4 protein-coding genes are annotated in these 3297 nt (G+C 68.3%); 3 read left to right on the forward strand and 1 reads right to left on the reverse strand.

Translation table 11 applies throughout. From position 1 onward, the window contains the following. Positions 1 to 462: glutathione S-transferase family protein (locus AC1VAN_RS16100; RefSeq protein ID WP_480986177.1), on the reverse strand; the 462-nt coding region annotated here is incomplete at its 3' end. A gap of 80 nt (positions 463 to 542) precedes the next feature. Here AC1VAN_RS16100 and AC1VAN_RS16105 point away from each other — a divergent pair. The 3 genes from AC1VAN_RS16105 to petA all read left to right on the forward strand — a co-directional run. After that, entirely contained in the window at positions 543 to 1511 is a 969-nt protein-coding gene (locus AC1VAN_RS16105; protein WP_248149605.1) for a helix-turn-helix transcriptional regulator, read from the forward strand. Between the two features lie 46 nt (positions 1512 to 1557). Then, positions 1558 to 2496, forward strand: a complete 939-nt coding sequence (locus tag AC1VAN_RS16110) for a lytic transglycosylase domain-containing protein (protein WP_480986178.1) — start codon at positions 1558 to 1560, stop codon at positions 2494 to 2496. A gap of 231 nt (positions 2497 to 2727) precedes the next feature. Further along, on the forward strand, positions 2728 to 3297 hold a 570-nt coding region (petA, locus tag AC1VAN_RS16115), incomplete at its 3' end, for a ubiquinol-cytochrome c reductase iron-sulfur subunit (protein ID WP_480986179.1).

The following is a 3297-nucleotide window of genomic DNA, read 5'->3' on the forward strand; positions in this document are numbered from 1 at the left end:
CATCACCTCGCCCAGCAGGTACGGTCCCTGCGTGAGCTGCGCTTCGATCACCTGCAGCACCGTATCGGCATCGTTATAGGGCGACATCGCATGCGGCGGCGGATCGCGGCGCATCGCCCGGTCGATCATCGCCGGCTCGAAACAGGCGCCATAGAAGGCCATCCAGCGCAGGTAAGGGCCGCGCAGGGTGTCGCCGATCGGCGGTGCCAGCCCGGCTTCCGGGTACAGGTCGGCCAGGTACAGGTAGATCGCCACCTGCTCGGTCACCAGGGCGCCGTTGTGGACGATGGCCGGCACCTTGCCCATCGGGTTGATAGCCAGATAGGCCGGGGCCAGGTTGGCACCGGCCTTCAGGTCCAGCACCTGCATGCGGTAGTCGGCGCCCAGCGCTTCGAGCAGGGCGACAGCGCCGCTCGAGCGTGAACGGGCGGCGTGGTAGAGGGTGATCTGGCGTGACGTCATGGCATTGCTCCCTGCAGGTGGTGGTGAAGTGGGGCCCATGCTGGGGCACAATTGCGGACGACTTCTGTCCGCGATCCGTCATGCGCCATACCGCCCATCGCCTGCTTCGCCTGATTTCCCTGCTGCAGGCCCGCCGTCACTGGTCCGGCGCCGAGCTGGCCGAGCGCATGGGCGTGGACCGGCGCAGCATCCGTCGCGATGTCGAGCGCCTGCGTGAGCTGGGGTATCCGGTACAGGCCTCGGCCGGTGTAGGTGGCGGCTACCGGCTGGGCGCCGGTGCGCCGGTGCTGCCGATGCTGCTGGATGAGGAGGAGGCCACCACACTGGCGATTGCCCTGCGCGCGGCGTCGGCCACGGTGTCCGGCATCGACGACACCGCACGCGGCCTGCTGTCCAAGCTCGACCCGCTGGTGCCCGCGCGTCGCCGCCAGCAGGCCGGCGAAGTACATGCCGCCACCGCAACCCTGTCCGACCTGCCGTCCACCGACGCGCGCCTGCTCGGGCGACTGGCCCAGCATTGCCGGCAGGCCGCGCGGCTGGCCTTCGAATACCGCAGCGCGCAGGACGCGGTGACGCAACGCGAAGTCGAGGCCCAGCACCTGGTCAACTACGGACGGCGCTGGTATCTGCTGGCCTGGGACCTGGGGCGGCAGGACTGGCGCACGCTGCGCGTGGACCGGATGGGCGCAGTGCGTTCGCTGCCAGAGCCTGGCCTGCATCGGCGCACTCCGGCGCCACCGGATGTGATGGTGCGGCAGGCGGTCAGCCAGGCGCCGTTCGCGCTGCAGGCCGTCCTGCGCCTGGCCGGCAGCGAAGCGGAGCTGACCGGGCGCATTCCGCCCTGGTGCGGTGTGCTGGAGGCCGACGGGCCAGAACACTGCCTGTTGCGGATGGGCGCGGAGAGCCGCGGCATGATGCTGGCGCAGATCCTCAGCCTGGATCGCCTGCCGGTGGCGGTGTGGACCACGCCGGCCGAGCTGCGCGAGGAGCTGGCCCAGCGCCTGGCCGGGCTTGGCCAGGTCCTGGCCGTGCCCGCCGTCACGGTCTGAGCCGGCGCCCTTGGCAAGCCGCAGCGAAGCTGGGACACTCGCGGCCATGAAGGGGAGACTGGGGATAACGGCGATCATCATCGCTGCGCTGACCGCTGCGCCGGCCAGCGCCGGTACCCTGTACAAGTGCCTCGGCGCCGACGGTGTCACCAGCTATGTCAGCAAGCGGGTGGCCGGTGCCCAATGCAGCACCATCAGCTACACCCGCAGCGCGGGCAGGGCAGCGCGCGCTCCCGTTGCCACGCCGGCGCCGGCGCTGCTACCAGCACCTGCGGCACCTGCTGCAGTGGTGGCCAGCGCCGAGCGTAATCCGGTCGCGGTCGCCGCCGCTGCGGCCAGTCCCGCTGTCGCAGCGACCCCGGCACCCGCAACGACCTCTACGCCGGCCAGTCCACGCGGCGGCAGGATGGTCAGCGGACAGGTCTATTCGTACATGCAGGACGGGGTGCGCCACTACACCAGCGCACGCCCGACCCAGGTCGCCAACCTCGGCCCGGTGCGGACCATCCGCTACAGCTTCATGGAGCGCTGCTACGCCTGCGGGGTCAATCCGCGCGTCGATTTCGGCAGCGTGCGCCTGAACACCACGGCCTTCCAGAGCGAGATCACCTCGGCCGCACGCGAATTCGGGGTGGAAGAGGCCGTGGTACGCGCGATCATCCATGCCGAGTCGGCCTACAACCCGACCGCACTCAGCCGTGCCGGCGCCCAGGGCCTGATGCAGCTGATGCCGSCCACCGCCGCGCGCTTCGGCGTCAGCGATTCCTACGACGCGGGGCAGAACATCCGTGGCGGTGTGCAGTATCTGGCGTGGCTGTTGAAGCGTTTCAATGGAGACCTGACCCTGGCCGCTGCCGGCTACAACGCGGGCGAGGRCGCGGTCGATCGCCATCGCGGCGTGCCGCCCTACAGCGAGACCCAGTATTACGTGCGCCGGGTCGGCCAGCTGGCCGAGCGCTATCGCACGGTGCTGAGCAAGCAGTAGGTGCCGACCGTTGGTCGGCACACCGTTAACAGGTAGGTGCCGGCTGTCAGTCGGCACACCTTTGAACAGGTAGTGCCGGCCGCTGGCCGGCAACCCAACAAACTATGTTGTTGCAATGCGTTGTGTGGCGCGCAACGGTTCCGCTACACTCGACCGAGATTCAATGCGGCTCTGGCCCCCACCGGAACCGCTGGCAGCCTTAAAGCTACCTAATCAATATCGGAGTGCCGGATGGCCAACGATGGGGTACACGATCCAGTCAACACCGGACGTCGGCGTTTTCTTACTGCCACCACAGCTGTGGTGGGCGCCGTCGGCGTCGGATTCACCGCAGTTCCTTTCATCAAATCCTGGAACCCCAGTGCCCGCGCCAAGCTTGCCGGCGCACCGGTGGTGGCCGACATCAGCGCCCTGCAGGAAGGCCAACGCCTGATCGTGGAATGGCGTGGCCAGCCGATCTGGATCGTCAAACGGTCCAAGGCGATCCTTGACGCGCTGCATGGGCTGGATGGCCGCTTGAAGGACCCCGAGTCCGGCGAGAAGGACCAGCAGCCGGAGTACGTGCTCAAGCAGAACCCGGAGCTGCGCTCGATCAAGCCCGAGATCTCGGTGCTGGTCGGTCTCTGCACGCACCTGGGCTGTTCGCCGGAAATGGTGGGTGAAATCCGCCCCGAGCCCTACGATCCGCAATGGAAGGGCGGCTATTTCTGCCCCTGCCACAAGTCGCGCTTCGACATGTCCGGCCGCGTCTTCAAGGACGTGCCCGCACCCATCAACCTGAAGGTGCCCGCGCACCACTAC

This window comes from Stenotrophomonas sp. 05L44_2 (genome assembly GCF_056665995.1).